The 16075-nt window shown below is 67.0% G+C and carries 29 protein-coding genes; 2 read left to right on the top strand and 27 right to left on the bottom strand.

Annotated features, from left to right (window positions below; translation table 11 throughout):
- Positions 1 to 180: 180 nt before the first annotated feature.
- From map to rpsJ, 24 genes are all read right to left on the bottom strand, one after another.
- On the bottom strand, positions 181 to 1017 hold the full coding sequence (gene map, locus ACH499_RS21950) for a type I methionyl aminopeptidase (protein ID WP_356197786.1): 837 nt from the start codon (positions 1015 to 1017) through the stop codon (positions 181 to 183).
- A 163-nt stretch (positions 1018 to 1180) separates the two neighbouring features.
- On the bottom strand, positions 1181 to 1834 hold the full coding sequence (locus ACH499_RS21945; RefSeq protein ID WP_356197784.1) for an adenylate kinase: 654 nt from the start codon (positions 1832 to 1834) through the stop codon (positions 1181 to 1183).
- Complete coding sequence (secY, locus tag ACH499_RS21940) at positions 1834 to 3147, bottom strand: preprotein translocase subunit SecY (protein ID WP_356197782.1); 1314 nt, start codon at positions 3145 to 3147, stop codon at positions 1834 to 1836. Before secY ends, ACH499_RS21945 begins: the two co-directional genes overlap by 1 nt.
- A 240-nt stretch (positions 3148 to 3387) precedes the next feature.
- Complete coding sequence (gene rplO, locus ACH499_RS21935; protein ID WP_023547373.1) at positions 3388 to 3843, bottom strand: 50S ribosomal protein L15; 456 nt, start codon at positions 3841 to 3843, stop codon at positions 3388 to 3390.
- 2 nt (positions 3844 to 3845) lie between these two features.
- Positions 3846 to 4028 carry a 50S ribosomal protein L30 gene (gene rpmD / locus ACH499_RS21930; protein ID WP_003974250.1) on the bottom strand — a complete coding sequence of 61 codons (183 nt, stop codon included), beginning with the start codon at positions 4026 to 4028 and terminating at the stop codon, positions 3846 to 3848.
- 2 nt (positions 4029 to 4030) lie between these two features.
- On the bottom strand, positions 4031 to 4636 hold the full coding sequence (gene rpsE / locus ACH499_RS21925; RefSeq protein ID WP_019753099.1) for a 30S ribosomal protein S5: 606 nt from the start codon (positions 4634 to 4636) through the stop codon (positions 4031 to 4033).
- Between the two features lie 41 nt (positions 4637 to 4677).
- Complete coding sequence (rplR, locus tag ACH499_RS21920; RefSeq protein ID WP_030174556.1) at positions 4678 to 5061, bottom strand: 50S ribosomal protein L18; 384 nt, start codon at positions 5059 to 5061, stop codon at positions 4678 to 4680.
- Positions 5062 to 5064: 3 nt separating this feature from the next.
- A complete protein-coding gene (gene rplF / locus ACH499_RS21915; protein ID WP_217143310.1) occupies positions 5065 to 5604 on the bottom strand; it encodes a 50S ribosomal protein L6 in 540 nt (179 codons plus the stop codon).
- A gap of 24 nt (positions 5605 to 5628) precedes the next feature.
- Positions 5629 to 6027, bottom strand: coding sequence for a 30S ribosomal protein S8 (rpsH, locus tag ACH499_RS21910; RefSeq protein WP_007384075.1), 399 nt, complete (start codon positions 6025 to 6027; stop codon positions 5629 to 5631).
- Between the two features lie 209 nt (positions 6028 to 6236).
- Complete coding sequence (locus tag ACH499_RS21905) at positions 6237 to 6422, bottom strand: type Z 30S ribosomal protein S14 (protein ID WP_003948630.1); 186 nt, start codon at positions 6420 to 6422, stop codon at positions 6237 to 6239.
- A gap of 5 nt (positions 6423 to 6427) precedes the next feature.
- Positions 6428 to 6985 carry a 50S ribosomal protein L5 gene (gene rplE, locus ACH499_RS21900; RefSeq protein WP_019329632.1) on the bottom strand — a complete coding sequence of 186 codons (558 nt, stop codon included), beginning with the start codon at positions 6983 to 6985 and terminating at the stop codon, positions 6428 to 6430.
- Positions 6985 to 7308 (bottom strand): 50S ribosomal protein L24, encoded by a 324-nt coding sequence (gene rplX / locus ACH499_RS21895; protein WP_031477830.1) that lies wholly within the window; start codon positions 7306 to 7308, stop codon positions 6985 to 6987. The genes rplE and rplX overlap by 1 nt, the downstream gene beginning before the upstream one ends.
- A gap of 2 nt (positions 7309 to 7310) precedes the next feature.
- Positions 7311 to 7679 (bottom strand): 50S ribosomal protein L14, encoded by a 369-nt coding sequence (gene rplN / locus ACH499_RS21890; protein ID WP_003998823.1) that lies wholly within the window; start codon positions 7677 to 7679, stop codon positions 7311 to 7313.
- Positions 7680 to 7850: 171 nt separating this feature from the next.
- On the bottom strand, positions 7851 to 8135 hold the full coding sequence (gene rpsQ, locus ACH499_RS21885; RefSeq protein WP_014674375.1) for a 30S ribosomal protein S17: 285 nt from the start codon (positions 8133 to 8135) through the stop codon (positions 7851 to 7853).
- Positions 8135 to 8359 (bottom strand): 50S ribosomal protein L29, encoded by a 225-nt coding sequence (rpmC, locus tag ACH499_RS21880; RefSeq protein WP_003974259.1) that lies wholly within the window; start codon positions 8357 to 8359, stop codon positions 8135 to 8137. The genes rpsQ and rpmC overlap by 1 nt, the downstream gene beginning before the upstream one ends.
- Positions 8359 to 8778, bottom strand: a complete 420-nt coding sequence (gene rplP, locus ACH499_RS21875; protein WP_009190136.1) for a 50S ribosomal protein L16 — start codon at positions 8776 to 8778, stop codon at positions 8359 to 8361. The genes rpmC and rplP overlap by 1 nt, the downstream gene beginning before the upstream one ends.
- A gap of 5 nt (positions 8779 to 8783) precedes the next feature.
- Entirely contained in the window at positions 8784 to 9614 is an 831-nt protein-coding gene (gene rpsC, locus ACH499_RS21870) for a 30S ribosomal protein S3 (protein ID WP_009190135.1), read from the bottom strand.
- A complete protein-coding gene (gene rplV / locus ACH499_RS21865; RefSeq protein ID WP_028420772.1) occupies positions 9614 to 9961 on the bottom strand; it encodes a 50S ribosomal protein L22 in 348 nt (115 codons plus the stop codon). Before rplV ends, rpsC begins: the two co-directional genes overlap by 1 nt.
- A gap of 44 nt (positions 9962 to 10005) precedes the next feature.
- Positions 10006 to 10287, bottom strand: a complete 282-nt coding sequence (gene rpsS / locus ACH499_RS21860) for a 30S ribosomal protein S19 (protein WP_031076666.1) — start codon at positions 10285 to 10287, stop codon at positions 10006 to 10008.
- A gap of 12 nt (positions 10288 to 10299) precedes the next feature.
- Positions 10300 to 11136, bottom strand: a complete 837-nt coding sequence (rplB, locus tag ACH499_RS21855; protein ID WP_030400225.1) for a 50S ribosomal protein L2 — start codon at positions 11134 to 11136, stop codon at positions 10300 to 10302.
- 40 nt (positions 11137 to 11176) lie between these two features.
- A complete protein-coding gene (rplW, locus tag ACH499_RS21850) occupies positions 11177 to 11596 on the bottom strand; it encodes a 50S ribosomal protein L23 (RefSeq protein WP_007443985.1) in 420 nt (139 codons plus the stop codon).
- Complete coding sequence (gene rplD / locus ACH499_RS21845; protein ID WP_356197775.1) at positions 11596 to 12252, bottom strand: 50S ribosomal protein L4; 657 nt, start codon at positions 12250 to 12252, stop codon at positions 11596 to 11598. Before rplD ends, rplW begins: the two co-directional genes overlap by 1 nt.
- A gap of 8 nt (positions 12253 to 12260) precedes the next feature.
- Positions 12261 to 12905: a 50S ribosomal protein L3 gene (gene rplC / locus ACH499_RS21840; RefSeq protein ID WP_037858413.1), complete on the bottom strand. Its 645-nt coding sequence runs from the start codon at positions 12903 to 12905 to the stop codon at positions 12261 to 12263.
- A 16-nt stretch (positions 12906 to 12921) separates the two neighbouring features.
- On the bottom strand, positions 12922 to 13230 hold the full coding sequence (rpsJ, locus tag ACH499_RS21835) for a 30S ribosomal protein S10 (protein WP_003948644.1): 309 nt from the start codon (positions 13228 to 13230) through the stop codon (positions 12922 to 12924).
- A gap of 457 nt (positions 13231 to 13687) precedes the next feature.
- Between rpsJ and ACH499_RS21830 the strand changes: the two genes are divergently transcribed.
- Positions 13688 to 14086 (top strand): hypothetical protein, encoded by a 399-nt coding sequence (locus ACH499_RS21830; RefSeq protein ID WP_399017691.1) that lies wholly within the window; start codon positions 13688 to 13690, stop codon positions 14084 to 14086.
- Between the two features lie 72 nt (positions 14087 to 14158).
- Here the strand turns inward: ACH499_RS21830 and ACH499_RS21825 are convergent, their stop codons facing one another.
- Both ACH499_RS21825 and ACH499_RS21820 read right to left on the bottom strand, forming a co-directional pair.
- Positions 14159 to 14404 (bottom strand): hypothetical protein, encoded by a 246-nt coding sequence (locus ACH499_RS21825; RefSeq protein WP_399017689.1) that lies wholly within the window; start codon positions 14402 to 14404, stop codon positions 14159 to 14161.
- A gap of 5 nt (positions 14405 to 14409) precedes the next feature.
- On the bottom strand, positions 14410 to 14868 hold the full coding sequence (locus tag ACH499_RS21820) for a hypothetical protein (protein WP_399017687.1): 459 nt from the start codon (positions 14866 to 14868) through the stop codon (positions 14410 to 14412).
- Positions 14869 to 15263: 395 nt separating this feature from the next.
- Here ACH499_RS21820 and ACH499_RS21815 point away from each other — a divergent pair, with 395 nt between their 5' ends.
- Positions 15264 to 15518: an ATP-binding protein gene (locus ACH499_RS21815; RefSeq protein ID WP_399017685.1), complete on the top strand. Its 255-nt coding sequence runs from the start codon at positions 15264 to 15266 to the stop codon at positions 15516 to 15518.
- Positions 15519 to 15567: 49 nt separating this feature from the next.
- On the opposite strand, the gene ACH499_RS21810 is transcribed toward ACH499_RS21815, so the two are convergent.
- On the bottom strand, positions 15568 to 16074 hold the full coding sequence (locus tag ACH499_RS21810; protein WP_399017683.1) for a hypothetical protein: 507 nt from the start codon (positions 16072 to 16074) through the stop codon (positions 15568 to 15570).
- Position 16075: the final 1 nt, after the last annotated feature.

The raw sequence follows: 16075 nt of genomic DNA, 5'->3' as shown, positions 1-16075 counted from the left end.
CCTTGATCGACTCCGTTGCGCCCTGCGAGCTGATGCAGGCATACGGGTGCACTGGAGCCGACGAGTCAGTCTACGTCAGCATCCCCGAAAAGACGAAACGAGGAAGTCTGCCCCACGCCCGAGATCCTTATGCAACCGGGTGGCCACCCGGCACCGGCGGAGGCTTTCGGACACCGACGCTCAGCCCAGCGGGTCCGGTGCCGCCGTGATCCCGAGTTCCGCGAGCTTCGCCTTGCCGCCGTCCGGCGCCGTCAGCACCAGCGGGCCCTGCTCCGTCAGCGCCACCGAGTGCTCCCAGTGCGAGGACCACGTCCCGTCGGTCGTGATGACCGTCCAGTCGTCCTCCAGGACCTCGGTGCGCGGGGTGCCGAGGGAGACCATCGGCTCGATGGCGAGGCAGAAGCCGGGGACCAGCTTGGGACCCTTGCCGCGGCGGCGGTCGACGTAGTTCAGCAGGTGCGGGTCCATGTGCATCTCGGTGCCGATGCCGTGGCCGCCGTAGTCCTCGATGATCCCGTACTTGCCGCCGCCGGGCTTGGGCTGGCGGCGGATGTAGGTCTCGACGGCGCGGGAGATGTCGACCAGCCGGTTGCCCTGCTTCATGGCAGCGATGCCGGCCCACATCGACTCCTCGGTCACCCGGGAGAGCTCGACCAGCTCCGGGGCGTGACCGGAGCCGACGAAGGCCGTGTAGGCGGCGTCGCCGTGCCAGCCGTCGATGATCGCGCCGCAGTCGATGGAGATGATGTCCCCGTCCTTGAGGACCACCTCGTCGGACGGGATGCCGTGGACGACGACCTCGTTGACGGACGTGCAGATGGTCGCCGGGAAGCCGCCGTAGCCGAGGAAGTTCGGCTTGGCGTTGTGCTCCGCGAGCACCTTGCGGGCGACCTGGTCCAGGTCCTTGGTCGTGGCGCCGGGCACGGCGGCCTCCCGCGTCGCCGCGTGGATGGCGGCGACGACCAGCCCCGCCTCACGCATCTTGGCGATCTGCTCGGGGCTCTTGATCTGCACCATGGGGGCTGCGGCCTTTCTGGACCGGAAGGGAACGGACTCACCCAACGATACGGGGCCCGCGCCGGTCCCCTGCCGCGGGCGGCCGCCGCGGCACCCCTCCCCACCACGCACCACAGCCGCGGCCCCCGGAGGGAACCGCGGCTGTGGCCACGCGCGAGGAGAACTACTTGTCCCGCTTCAGCGCCTCCAGCGCCCGAGCGGTGACCTCGTCCACCGGCCCCATCGCGGAGATGGTGACCACGAGGCCCTGCGCCTTGTAGTAGTCGATGATCGGCTCGGTCTGCGTGTGGTAGACCTCGAGCCGCTTGCGGACCGTCCCCTCGGAGTCGTCGTCCCGCTGGTACAGCTCGCCGCCGCAGACGTCGCAGACGCCTTCCTGCTTCGGCGGCGTGTACGTCACGTGGAAGACGTGCGCCGAGTTGTTGCGGCACACACGCCGGCCGGCGATCCGCTTGACGACCTCGTCCTCGGGGGCCTCGAGGTCCAGCACCGCGTCGAGCTGCATGTTCTCGGTCTCGAGGAGCTGGTCCAGCGCCTCGGCCTGCGAGACGTTGCGGGGGAAGCCGTCCAGCAGGAAGCCGCCCTCGGCGTCGGGCTGCTCCATCCTGTCCTTCGCCATGGCGATGGTGACCTCGTCCGGGACGAGGTTTCCGGCGTCCATGTAGGACTTGGCGAGCTTGCCCAGCTCGGTCTGCCGGCTGATGTTCGCGCGGAACAGGTCGCCCGTGGAGATGTGCGGAATGTGCAGCGTCTCGGCAAGGCGGGTGGCTTGCGTTCCCTTTCCGGCACCCGGCGGCCCGACGAGGACGATTCGCATCAGCGGAGGAACCCTTCGTAATTGCGCTGCTGGAGCTGGCTCTCGATCTGCTTCACCGTCTCGAGACCGACACCCACGATGATCAGGATGCTGGTACCACCGAACGGGAAGTTCTGGTTTGCCCCGAAACCAGCCAACGCCATTGTCGGGACGAGAGCGATCAGACCCAGATACAGCGAACCCGGCCAGGTGATCCGATTGAGTACGTAGCTCAGATACTCAGCGGTCGGTCGGCCAGCCCGGATGCCCGGGATGAAGCCACCATACTTCTTCATGTTGTCCGCGACTTCCTCGGGGTTGAACGAGATGGCCACGTAGAAGAAGGCGAAGAAGACGATCAAGAAGAAGTACAGAATGATGTGCGGCGTCGCGGCCGTGTCGGCGAGGTTCTTCGTGATCCAGGTGGCCCAGCCCGCCTGGGAGTTGGAGAACTGGACGATCAGCGCCGGAATGTAGAGCAGCGACGAGGCGAAGATGACGGGGATCACACCCGCCTGGTTCACCTTGAGCGGGATGTAGGTGGACGTGCCGCCGTAGGAACGGCGTCCGATCATGCGCTTCGCGTACTGGACGGGAATGCGCCGCTGGGCCTGCTCGACGAAGACCACGAGACCGACCATCACCAGGCCGACCAGGATGACCGTGCCGAACTCGATCCAGCCGCCGGCCAGGTCGCCCTGCTTCTTGATGGCCCACAGGGCGGACGGGAAGGTCGCGGCGATCGAGATGAACATCAGGATCGACATGCCGTTGCCGACACCGCGGTCGGTGATCAGCTCGCCGAGCCACATCACGACGGCCGTACCGGCGGTCATGCAGATCACCATCACGACGGTGGTGAAGATGGCCTGGTCGGGAACGATCTGGCCGGCGACGGTGCAGCCGGAGAACAGGGCGCCGCTGCGCGCGGTGGCCACCAGGCCGGTGCCCTGGAGGATGGCGAGCGCCATGGTCAGGTAGCGGGTGTACTGCGTGATCTTCGCCGTACCCGCCTGGCCTTCCTTCTTCAGGGCCTCCAGGCGCGGGATCACCACGGTCAGCAGCTGCAGAATGATGCTCGCCGTGATGTACGGCATGATGCCGAGCGCGAAGACCGTGATCTGCAGCAGCGCGCCACCGCTGAACATGTTGACCAGACCGAAGAGGCCCTGGTTGCCGGACGCCTGGTCCACGCACTCCTGGACGCTCTTGTAGTCGACGCCGGGAATGGGGATGTGGGTACCGAGTCGGTACACCACGATGATGCCGAGCGTGAAGAGCAGCTTCTTGCGCAGGTCGGGCGTCTTGAACGCCCGGGCGAACGCGGTGAGCACGGTGCCTCCTGCGACCCCCGCGCTTCTGCGTCAAGGGTGACGGTCTTGAGGTTCGACTGACGACTAAGGGATAACGGTCAACTGCCGCTCAGGGTGCCCCATGTGTAGCACCCGTGAAAGAGGGCAGCGCAGGCCACCTTACCGGCGGGACCACCACCCTTGGAACGACCAACCGGGGATACCCCATTTGTGGGGTATCCCCGGTCGGGATCGCTCAAGTCATCGAGACGCCTGAAAGGTTCAGACGAGCTCGGTGACGGTACCGCCGGCGGCGGTGATCTTCTCCTTGGCGGAGCCGGAGACGGCGTCGACCGTCACCTGCAGCGCCACGGAGATCTCGCCCTGGCCGAGGACCTTGACGAGGCTGTTCTTGCGAACGGCACCCTTGGCCACGAGGCCCTCGACGGTGACCTCGCCACCCTCGGGGTACAGCGCGGCCAGCTTGTCGAGGTTCACGACCTGGAACTCGGTCTTGAACGGGTTCTTGAAGCCCTTCAGCTTCGGGAGGCGCATGTGGAGCGGCATCTGGCCACCCTCGAAGCGCTCCGGAACCTGGTAACGGGCCTTCGTGCCCTTCGTACCACGACCGGCCGTCTTACCCTTCGACGCCTCACCACGACCGACGCGGGTCTTGGCGGTCTTGGCGCCCGGGGCGGGACGGAGGTTGTGGATCTTGAGCGGGTTCTGCTCCGCCATGATCAGTCGACCTCCTCGACCGTCACGAGGTGGCGGACGGTGTGCACCATGCCGCGGAACTCGGGACGGTCCTCCTTGACGACCTGCGTGTTGATGCCCTTGAGACCAAGGCTGCGCAGGGTGTCGCGGTGGTTCTGCTTGCTGCCGATGTAGGACTTGACCTGCGTAATCTTGAGCTGCGCCATGATTACGCACCCGCCCCGGCACGCGCACGCAGCAGAGCCGCGGGGGCGACGTCCTCGAGCGGCAGACCACGGCGGGCCGCGATCTCCTCGGGACGCTGCAGGCCCTTCAGGGCCTCCACGGTCGCGTGCACGATGTTGATCGCGTTGTCGGAGCCGAGCGACTTCGACAGCACGTCGTGAATACCGGCGCACTCGAGCACGGCACGCACCGGACCACCGGCGATAACACCGGTACCCGGGGACGCGGGCTTGAGCAGCACGACGCCGGCAGCCTTCTCACCCTGGATGGGGTGCGGGATGGTGCCCTGGATGCGGGGGACCTTGAAGAAGTGCTTCTTGGCCTCCTCAACGCCCTTGGCGATGGCGGCCGGCACCTCCTTGGCCTTGCCGTAACCGACACCCACGGTGCCGTCACCGTCGCCCACCACGACCAGCGCGGTGAAGCTGAAGCGACGACCACCCTTCACAACCTTGGCGACGCGGTTGATCGCGACGACGCGCTCAACGTACGCGGTCTTCTCGGCGGCAGCAGCGCCGCCGTCACGGCCCTTCCGGTCCCGCCGCTCGCCGCCACCGGCACCGCTTCCGCGGCGCTGGGGTCCAGCCATTGGAATTACCTCTCTCTGTTTCCGCTAGCTCCGGAACCGGCTCAGAACTTGAGCCCGGCCTCGCGGGCGGCGTCGGCCAGGGCGGCGATGCGCCCGGCGTACTGGTTGCCACCACGGTCGAACACGACGGCCTCGACACCGGCGGCCTTGGCGCGCTCGGCGACCAGGGCACCGACCTGCTTGGCCTGGGCCGACTTGTCGCCCTCGCCACCACGGATCGAGGTGTCCAGGGTGGACGCCGACGCCAGGGTGTGACCCTTGAGGTCGTCGATCACCTGCGCCACGATGTGGCGGTTGGAGCGGGTCACGACCAGACGGGGACGCTCCGCGGTACCCGCGATCCGCTTGCGGATCCGGATGTGACGGCGCTTGATCGCGGCGCGCTTGTAGGCGTCGCCCTTGAGGATCTTCTGCCCGTATGCCATGGCTTACTTACCCGCCTTTCCGACCTTGCGGCGGATGACTTCGCCCTCGTACTTGACGCCCTTGGCCTTGTACGGGTCGGGCTTGCGGAGCTTGCGGATGTTGGCCGCAACCTCGCCGACCTTCTGCTTGTCGATGCCCTCGACCGAGAAACGGGTCGGGGACTCCACCTTGAAGGTGATGCCCTCGGGGGCCTCGACGGTGATCGGGTGGCTGTAGCCGAGGGAGAACTCCAGGTTCGAACCCTTGGCGACCACGCGGTAACCGACACCGCTGATCTCGAGCTTCTTCACGTAACCCTGGGTCACGCCGGTGATCATGTTCGCCACCAGCGTGCGGGACAGGCCGTGCAGGGCCTTGCTCTGACGCTCGTCGTTGGGGCGGGTGACGTTCAGAACGCCGTCCTCACCCTTGGCGATGTCGATCGGCGCCACGACGGTGTGGGTCAGCGTGCCCTTGGGGCCCTTGACCGCGACCGTACGGCCGTCGATGGTGACGTCCACGCCGGCGGGAACCGCGATGGGGAGCTTGCCGATGCGCGACATAGCTGTTTCCTCCGTTCCCTTCCGCTACCAGACGTAGGCGAGGACTTCCCCACCCACGCCCTTCTTGCCGGCCTGCTTGTCGGTGAGGAGCCCGTGCGACGTGGAGATGATGGCCACGCCGAGGCCGCCCAGCACCTTGGGCAGGTTGGTGGACTTCGCGTACACCCGGAGACCGGGCTTGGAGATCCGCTTGATGCCCGCGATGGAGCGCTCACGGTTCGGGCCGAACTTCAGCTCGAGGACGAGGTTCTTGCCGACCTCGGCGTCCTCGACCTTCCAGCCCGTGATGAAGCCCTCCTGCTGGAGGATCTCCGCGATGTGAGACTTGATCTTGGACGCCGGCATCGTCACGGAGTCGTGGTACGCCGAGTTCGCGTTCCGCAGACGCGTAAGCATGTCTGCGATCGGATCAGTCATGGTCATGAATTGGCCTTCGGCCTCTCTCGCCGGGGTTTCCTGGTGCGCCATCCCTCTCCCCGATCCGAGACGGGACGGGTGCGGCGCGGTGGACCTACGGCGTAGTAAGTCGTACGGGCGGCAGACGCCCAACCCCACAAGCCTAAGGCATGGGGAGCCGGGCCTCTGCCGACCCAGATGCTTACCGAGAGTCTGAATAACCCGGAATTACCGGATTACCAGGAGCTCTTGGTCACGCCCGGCAGCTCGCCACGGTGAGCCATCTCACGAAGGCACACGCGGCACAGGCCGAACTTGCGGTAGACGGAGTGGGGGCGGCCGCAGCGCTGGCAGCGGGTGTAGCCACGCACACCGAACTTGGGCTTGCGAGCAGCCTTAGCGATCAGAGCCTTCTTCGCCATCTCGCTCACGCCTCCTTGAACGGGAAGCCGAGGTGACGAAGGAGCGCGCGGCCCTCAGCGTCGTTGGTCGCCGTGGTGACCACGGTGATGTCCATACCCCGGACGCGGTCGATCTTGTCCTGGTCGATCTCGTGGAACATGACCTGCTCCGTGAGACCGAAGGTGTAGTTGCCACGGCCGTCGAACTGCTTGGGGGACAGGCCGCGGAAGTCGCGGATGCGCGGCAGCGCGAGCGACAGGGTGCGGTCCAGGAACTCCCACATGCGGTCGCCACGGAGCGTGACGTGGGCACCGATCGGCTGGCCCTCACGCAGCTTGAACTGCGCGATGGACTTGCGGGCCTTGGTGACGGCCGGCTTCTGACCGGTGATCGTGGTGAGGTCGCGGATGGCGCCCTCGATCAGCTTGGAGTCGCGGGCGGCGTCGCCCACACCCATGTTGACCACGATCTTGACGAGGCCGGGAACCTGCATGACGTTCTCGTAGGAGAACTCCTCACGCAGCTTGCCCGCGATCTCCTCGCGGTACTTCGTCTTCAGACGCGGAGTGGTGGTGGTCGCCATCAGATGTCCTCACCCGTCCGCTTGGCAACGCGGATCTTGTTGCCCTCGTCGTCGAAGCGGTAACCGACGCGCGTGACGACCTTGTTGCCGTCCTTCTCCACGACCAGCTGGACGTTGGAGACGTGGATCGGGGCCTCGGTGGTCACGATGCCGCCGGCCTGCGAACCGCGAGCGGTCGGACCGGCCTTGGTGTGCTTCTTGACCCGGTTGACACCCTCGACCAGGACGCGCTCCTCGCGCGGGTAAGCGGCAATGACCTTGCCCTGCTTGCCCTTGTCCTTGCCGGTGATGACCTGGACCAGGTCGCCCTTCTTGATCTTCATGCTCACAGCACCTCCGGCGCGAGGGAGATGATCTTCATGAACTTCTTCTCGCGCAGCTCACGGCCGACCGGGCCGAAGATACGGGTGCCACGAGGGTCGCCGTCGTTCTTCAGAATGACGGCGGCGTTCTCGTCGAAGCGGATGTACGAGCCGTCCGGACGGCGGCGCTCCTTGACGGTGCGAACGATGACCGCCTTGACGACGTCACCCTTCTTCACGTTGCCACCGGGGATCGCGTCCTTGACGGTGGCGACGATGACGTCACCGATACCCGCGTAGCGGCGACCGGAGCCACCGAGCACACGGATGCAGAGGATCTCCTTCGCACCCGTGTTGTCGGCGACACGCAGTCGCGACTCCTGCTGGATCACGTCTATCTCCTGATTGTCTGCCGGTTCCCTCCGGGAGTTGGTCCGGAGAGCCTGGCGGAACCGTCCTGCGGGGAGCTCCCGCAGGAATTACTTGTGCCTCTGGGAGGGCGAACCCGCCGCCGGGGGCCTGGGCCCCCGGCGGGGGTCGGCGGGGGCGAAGGCCCCGGCCGATTACTTCGCCTTCTCGAGGATCTCTACGACGCGCCAGCGCTTCGTCGCGGACAGCGGCCGGGTCTCCATGAGGAGGACGCGGTCGCCGACACCCGCGGCGTTCTGCTCGTCGTGGGCCTTGAGCTTGTTCGTACGGCGGATGACCTTGCCGTACAGCGCGTGCTTGACGCGGTCCTCGACGGCGACGACGACGGTCTTGTCCATCTTGTCGCTGACGACCAGACCCTCACGGGTCTTGCGGAATCCGCGTGCCTCGGTGTTCTCAGTCACGTTGCTCTCGCTCATCAGGCGCTCTCCACCGTCTCGATGCCCAGCTCGCGCTCACGCATCAGGGTGTAGATCCGCGCGATGTCCTTACGGACGGCCTTGAGCCGACCGTGGTTCTCGAGCTGACCGGTCGCCGCCTGGAAGCGGAGGTTGAACAGCTCTTCCTTGGCCTCGCGGAGCTTCGCGAGAAGCTCCTCGTTGCCCAGCTCGCGCAGCTCGGACGCCTTGGTACCGGCCGACATCACGCTTCACCTGCCTCGCGCTTGACGATCCGGCACTTCATCGGCAGCTTGTGGGCCGCACGAGTCAGCGCCTCACGGGCGATCTTCTCGTTGGGGTACGACAGCTCGAACATGACGCGTCCGGGCTTGACGTTGGCGATCCACCACTCCGGAGAACCCTTACCGGAACCCATGCGGGTCTCGGCCGGCTTCTTGGTGAGCGGACGGTCCGGGTAGATGTTGATCCAGACCTTGCCGCCACGCTTGATGTGACGGGTCATGGCGATACGAGCCGCTTCGATCTGGCGGTTCGTGACGTAGGCCGGGGTCAGCGCCTGGATGCCGTACTCGCCGAACGCAACCTGCGTTCCACCCTTGGACATGCCGTTGCGCTTCGGGTGGTGCTGCTTGCGGTGCTTGACCCTACGGGGGATCAGCATTTCGGTCAGGCCTCCGTTCCGGTGCTCTCAGCCGGAGCGGCAGCGGCGGGCGCCTCGGCCTTGGGGGCCTCGGCGGCCGGAGCCGACTGCTGCTGCGGCTTGCGACCGCGCCGCTCGCCACCGCGGCCACCACGGGCCGGGCGGTCGGCGCCACCGCGGGCCGGGCGGTTACCCGCACGGGCGGCAGCGTTCTCGGCGCGGACCTCGGCGATGTTCTTGACGTCGCCCTTGTAGATCCAGACCTTCACACCGATGCGGCCGAAGGTCGTCTTGGCCTCGAAGAAGCCGTAGTCCACGTTCGCGCGGAGCGTGTGCAGGGGCACGCGGCCCTCGCGGTAGAACTCCGAGCGGGACATCTCGGCGCCGCCGAGGCGGCCACCGCACTGGATCTTGATGCCCTTGGCGCCGGCCTTCATCGCCGACTGCATGCTCTTGCGCATGGCACGGCGGAAGGAGACGCGGGAGGAGAGCTGCTCGGCGACGGCCTGGGCCACGAGCTGAGCATCCGTCTCGGGGTTCTTGACCTCGAGGATGTTCAGCTGGACCTGCTTGCCGGTGAGCTTCTCGAGGTCGCCGCGGATGCGGTCGGCCTCGGCGCCGCGGCGGCCGATGACGATGCCCGGACGAGCGGTGTGGATGTCCACACGCACGCGGTCACGGGTGCGTTCGATCTCGACCTTGGAGATGCCGGCGCGCTCCATGCCGGACGTCATCATCCGACGGATGGCGACGTCTTCCTTGACGTAGTCCTTGTACAGCTTGTCGGCGTACCAACGCGACTTGAAGTCGGTCGTGACACCGAGCCGGAACCCGTGCGGGTTTACCTTCTGGCCCATTACCGGGTTCCTTCCTTGCTGCTGACGACCACGGTGATGTGGCTGGTCCGCTTGCGGATCCGGTAGGCGCGGCCCTGGGCGCGCGGACGGAACCGCTTCAGGGTCGGGCCCTCGTCGACGTAGGCCTCGGAGATGTAGAGGCTGTCGACATCGGTGTGGTCGTAGTTGTGCGCGGCGTTGGCAATGGCGCTGTCCAGCACCTTGCCCACCGGCACGCTCGCGGCCTGCGGGGCGAAACGCAGGACCGCCTGAGCCTCCGTGGCGTCCATGCCACGGATGAGGTCCACCACGCGGCGGGCCTTCATGGGCGTGACGCGGATGTACCGCGCCTGGGCCCTGGCTTCCATGGTTGTCCCTTCAGTGTCTGTCATTGGTCATTCCACCCCGCTGGTTAGCGGCGCTTCGACTTCCGGTCGTCCTTGACGTGACCCCGGAAGGTGCGCGTCGGCGAGAACTCGCCGAGCTTGTGGCCGACCATGGACTCGGTGACAAACACCGGGATGTGGGTCTTGCCGTTGTGCACCGCGATCGTGTGGCCGAGCATCGCCGGGACGATCATCGAGCGACGGGACCAGGTCTTGATGACGTTCTTGGTACCGGCTTCGTTCTGCGAGTCCACCTTCTTGATCAGGTGGTCGTCGACGAAGGGTCCCTTCTTCAAGCTACGAGGCATCTCAACCCGTCCTTAGCGCTTCTTGTTCGTCTTGCGGCGGCGGACGATGTACTTGTTCGACGCCTTCTTGGGCGAACGAGTACGGCCTTCCTTCTTGCCCCACGGGGACACGGGGTGACGACCACCGGAGGTCCGGCCCTCACCACCACCGTGCGGGTGGTCCACCGGGTTCATGACCACACCACGGACGGTCGGGCGAACGCCCAGCCACCGCTTGCGGCCCGCCTTGCCCCAGTTGATGTTGCTCTGCTCGGCGTTGCCGACCTCGCCGACCGTGGCGCGGCAGCGCTGGTCGACCAGGCGGATCTCTCCGGACGGCATGCGCAGGTGGGCCATGGAGCCCTCCTTCGCGAGCAGCTGCACGGAGGCGCCGGCGGAGCGGGCGAACTTGGCGCCGCCACCGGGACGGAGCTCGATCGCGTGGATCGTGGTACCGACCGGGATGTTGCGGAGGGCCAGGTTGTTGCCCGGCTTGATGTCGGCCCCGGGACCGTTCTCGACGCGGTCACCCTGCTGCAGGTTGCGCGGGGCGAGGATGTAGCGCTTCTCGCCGTCGGCGTAGTGCAGCAGCGCGATGCGCGCGGTGCGGTTGGGGTCGTACTCGATGTGCGCGACCTTCGCCGGCACGCCGTCCTTGTCGTGACGACGGAAGTCGATCACGCGGTAGGCGCGCTTGTGTCCGCCACCCTGGTGGCGAACGGTCACACGACCGGCGTTGTTACGGCCGCCCTTGCTGTGCAGCGGGCGGACCAGCGACTTCTCCGGCGTGGACCGCGTGACCTCGACGAAGTCGGCGACGCTGGAGCCACGACGGCCCGGAGTCGTCGGCTTGTACTTGCGGATACCCATTTCTCAGTCCTCGTCCGATATCGGACGATCCGGACCTCCGTCAGGAGGTCGGACCGCCGAAGATGTCGATACGGTCGCCCTCGGCGAGGGTCACGATCGCGCGCTTGCTGTCGGCACGCTTGCCGAAGCCCGTGCGGGTCCGCTTGCGCTTGCCCTGGCGGTTGATCGTGTTGACCCCGGTGACCTTGACCGAGAAGACCGCCTGGACGGCCTCCTTGATCTGGGTCTTGTTGGAGCCCGGCGCGACGATGAACGTGTACTTGTTCTCGTCGAGGAGCGCGTAGCTCTTCTCGGACACGACCGGCTTGAGCAGCACGTCACGGGGGTCCGTGAACGCCTTGCTCGCCGGGGTGACGACGGTGTTCTTGCCCTCGGCCTCGTGGCGGCGCGCCTTGGCGACGCGCGCGGCCTTGGCCGCCTTGGCGGCCTTCGAGGCGATGCTCGGGTGACGCGTAGCCATCAGGCCTCGCTCCCTTCGGTGTCAGCGGCCTTGGGGCCAGACACGAAGGACTCGAAAGCGGCCTGGGTGAAGACCACGTCGTCCGAGACGAGAACGTCGTACGTGTTCAGCTGGCCCGGCTCCAGAATGTGGATCTGGGGCAGGTTGCGGGCGGACAGCCACGCGGCCTCGTCGGAGCGGTCGGCGACGAGCAGCAGGTTCTTACGCTCGCTGATCTTGCCGAACAGGCTCTTGGCGGCCTTGGTGGAGGGGGTCTCGCCCTCGATCACGCCGGTGACGACGTGGATGCGGTTGTGGCGGGCCCGGTCGGTGAGGGCGTGGCGCAGGGCCGCGGCCTTCATCTTCTTCGGGGTCCGCTGCGAGTAGTCGCGCGGCACGGGGCCGTGGACGACGCCACCGCCGGCGAACTGCGGCGCACGGGTCGAACCCTGACGGGCGCGGCCGGTGCCCTTCTGGCGGTACGGCTTCTTGCCGCCACCACGGACTTCACCGCGGGTCTTGGTCTTGTGCGTGCCCTGGCGGGCAGCGGCGAGCTGCGCGACGACGACCTGGTGGATCAGCGGAACGCTGACCTTCTCAACGCCGAAGATCTCCGCGGGGAGCTCGACGGTACCGGCCTTGTCGCCCGCCGGCGAAAGGATGTCAACAGTGCTCATCGGTTACCTCAGGCCCCCTTGGCCGCGGTGCGGACCAGGACGAGGCCGCCGTTCGGACCGGGAACCGCGCCCTTGATGAGCAGCAGACCCTTCTCCGCGTCAACGGCGTGGACGGTCAGGTTCTGGGTGGTGACCCGCTCGTTGCCCATGCGGCCGGCCATGCGGAGGCCCTTGAACACGCGGCCCGGGGTGGCGCAGCCACCGATGGAACCGGGAGAGCGGTGCTTGCGCTGGGTGCCGTGACCGGCGCCGAGGCCCTTGAAGTTGTGACGCTTCATGACACCGGCGAAGCCCTTGCCCTTGCTCTTGCCGGTCACGTCGACCTTGACACCGGACTCGAACACCTCAGCGGTGATCTCCTGGCCCAGGGTGTACTCGGCGGCGTCCGCGGTGCGGATCTCGACAAGGTGGCGGCGGGGGGTGACGTCGGCCTTGGCGAAGTGGCCCTTGAGGGGCTTGTTCACCTTGCGCGGGTCGATCTCGCCGAAGGCGATCTGGACGGACTCGTAGCCGTCGACGTCGTTCGTACGGACCTGGGTCACGACATTCGGCCCGGCCTTGACGACGGTGACGGGAACAACGCGGTTGTTCTCGTCCCACACCTGCGTCATGCCGAGCTTCTCGCCCAGGATGCCCTTGATCTGCTTGGTCATCTTCAGATCACCGGCCTCAGAGCTTGATCTCGATGTCGACACCGGCCGGGAGGTCGAGTCGCATCAGAGAGTCAACGGTCTTGGGGGTCGGGTCGAGGATGTCGATCAGGCGCTTGTGCGTGCGCATCTCGAAGTGCTCGCGCGAGTCCTTGTACTTGTGCGGCGACTTGATGACGCAGTACACGTTCTTCTCAGTGGGCAGCGGCACCGGGCCCGCGACCGACGCACCAGTACGCGTCACCGTCTCGACGATCTTCTTCGCCGAGGAGTCGATGACCTCGTGGTCGTAGGCCTTGAGCCGGATGCGGATCTTCTGTCCCGCCATGGCTACTTCGTAGTCCTGTCTCTCGAAAACGCTCTGGAACCCGGTGTTCCTCGCCTCACCTCCGACCCACGCGGTCGGGCGTGTCGCGCTCCCGTTGACACAGATGTCCCTCTCCGGGACTTCCCTGCTGGGGAGTGCGGGCCCTTCCGGAACCGCGGACGGGGGCGAGAGGCCCACCAGGTGCCTGGTCTGCACCCCGCTGACGCTTCCCGGAAGATTCCCGTACTTCCGCCCCTGATCAGGGGCGACGAGTACTGTGGGACTCGCTTCCGGTCCTCCCGGCGGGAGGCGCGCAGCATCGGCACTCGACCGAGCAACTCGGCTAGTCTGCCATACGGGGCAGGGGGCTGGCCAATCGAGCCGGAGAGAATACCCCGAAGGTGACGCGGCTCAAACCGGGGCCCGCCGGGCGGGCGCGTCCGGCCCGGTGGACGAGCGGACGAAACAGGGGGACGACGTGGGTACGGCCGACACCGACGGCACGGCGGGGACCGGCTCCGGCGGGGCGCGGACGCCGCGGGACGCGGACCGGGCGGAGAAGTGGTCGATCGCCTGGATCCTGCTGGCGCTGGCCCTGTGGGGGTGCCTGGCGGTCCTGCTGCTCTCCTCGTACGGCCCCGAGTACGACGGCGTGCCCCGCTGCGAAGGCCCGCTGGTCGACCCGTTCCAGCGCGCCGACGGCGTCTGCGACAGCGAGCTGCGCCAGTGGCCGGCCCTGCTGGGCGTCCTGGCCCTGTCGACGATCGCGTCCGTGGTCGCGGCGGCGACCACGGTCTACGCCAGGCTGCTGTCCCGCCTGGCGAGGATGTCCGGCCACCCGAAGCCGATCGCCGGAACGGGAGCGGACACCGCCTGATCAGACCCGCTCGGCGCCGGCAGCGCCCCCTTCGCCACTGGTTGTCACTGCGAAGTCACGTCACCGGCGAGCTCATGGATGACGACTCTGCCGCCCCTTACCCGTCTTCGCTCTCCACGCCCGCCAGCCCATGCGGGCGAGAACACCCACGCACAGGGAGACGAGAATTGCTCCCCAGTCGATGACATGGGGCATCCCGGGGAAGAACGCGAAGAAAGCGAGTGCCGCGATCAACCCCACCAGGAAGGCCACGATCCCCGCCCGCCGCAGGCGCACTTCATGTCCGGGGCCCTCGTGCTGCCCCTGCTCCTCGGTCATGACGCTCACTTCGTAATGTGATGGCACTGAGCCGCTCGTCGCACGCTGTTGACATAGAGATGCGCGCACGTCTTGCCATAACGAGGCAGCCGCTGCGGTGAGTTGTTGCGCATGGGATCGATCTTGCACTCTTGGTGTGTCGCGCCCCGGGACGTGCGGTATGTCTTGTTGTTCGTGTCGGCGTAGGTGAAGTCGATGCGCCAGTTGCAGAAGCCGCTGCTGAGAGCCCCGACGAAAGCGCAGTCGACGCCGGCATTCTGGTAGGTGATCTTGCGGCCGCTGCCACGGACGGCATGGGTGAACATGCATCCGGTCGGCACCTTCATCGACACACCGCCGATGGTGTAGTCGAAGGTGCGAATAGGAGTCGATCCGACCGCTGTGGCAGATGCCCCCGACGGAGTCGTGATGATGAGGGCGCCCGCCGCTACGAGCGAAGCAGTCAGGCGTGCGAGATGCGACAAGACCAAGGTGATCCCCTCCTGGTGTCTCGTGACCAACACCGGACACAACAGGGAGTCGAACCTTCCGGTTGTGCTGTTCGGGGCTGCTTCATCATCTCGGGTATTCATGTCGGCAGTGCGCTGACCAGCAGAAACGTTCCCAAGTGGGACGGTGTCACGGGACGGCGAGGCCCGGCCGGTCACTGTGCCGGTTGGCCTCGCGGCCCCTCCGACGTGTATGTCAGACCGGCTTCGCGACGGTCAGGAGGACCGCTGTGTCCTCCACCAGAGCCCCCGGGCTGTGGCGGGCCGAGGGATGGGGAGCAGGTCGCCGTCGCGGCCCTCTCAGGACGTGTCGCCGCTGATGAGGCGGATGCGTCCGTGCAGCTGCGGCCAACGCCATCACCCAGGGCCACGTGCCGGGCCGGGACTTCCGGCTGCTGATGTACGTCGTCGGCAACACCCTCCGCATCGGGGTCACCGACACGCGCGGTGACCGGCTGCCGTGCCTGCAGCACTCCGCCACCGACGCCGTGTCCGGCCGCGGTCTCCTGCTCGTGGACGCCCTCGCCGGCCGTTGGGGAGTCGTCCCCGCCCTGCCCCCGCGCAAGACCGTCTGGGCCGAGGTGAGGACCGGCCCCACCGGATCCCGGCACCTCATCCCGCCCTGATGACCTGCGACGCGGTTCGGCGCATGGCGAGACGGCCGTACGGCCGGGCTCAGGGCAGCTCGGCCCAGGTCCCCATCGTGGTCTCCAGCGTCCAGATGCGGACTTCGGCCCGCGCCCGGGCCGCATACAGGTCCCGCTCGGAGACGATGCTCAGGTCGCCGGCGCCCAGCTGCTGTCGTACGGCGTGCGTGGCCAGGTCCATGCCTGTGGTACCGCCGTCACAGAGCGAGGTGAGGAAGGCACCGTCCCAGGTCCGCTCGTGCAGCACCCAGGGCGCCTCCCCGCGTGCAGTCTTGCGCAGCATGCTCATGAAATCCGCGGCACACTTCCGGCGGGCATCACCGTTCTTGATCTGGAAGACGTGGTTGCCGGTCTCGATCACGGTCGCGGTCGGCAGCACGAAGCGCACCTTGGATTTCAGCCGGACGTCCATCTCCGACAGGACTTCGCCGCGGTGGGCGTTCATGTGAGGTACGCCGAGGATTTCGACGAAGACGGATGTGTCCAGGAAGTCGACGACGGGGAGCCGCAGCCCGGACTGATGCTGTCTGCTCACG

Source organism: Streptomyces sp. NPDC018947, assembly GCF_044390505.1.
Classification (GTDB): domain Bacteria; phylum Actinomycetota; class Actinomycetes; order Streptomycetales; family Streptomycetaceae; genus Streptomyces.
This window is presented reverse-complemented; position numbering and strand designations above follow the sequence as displayed.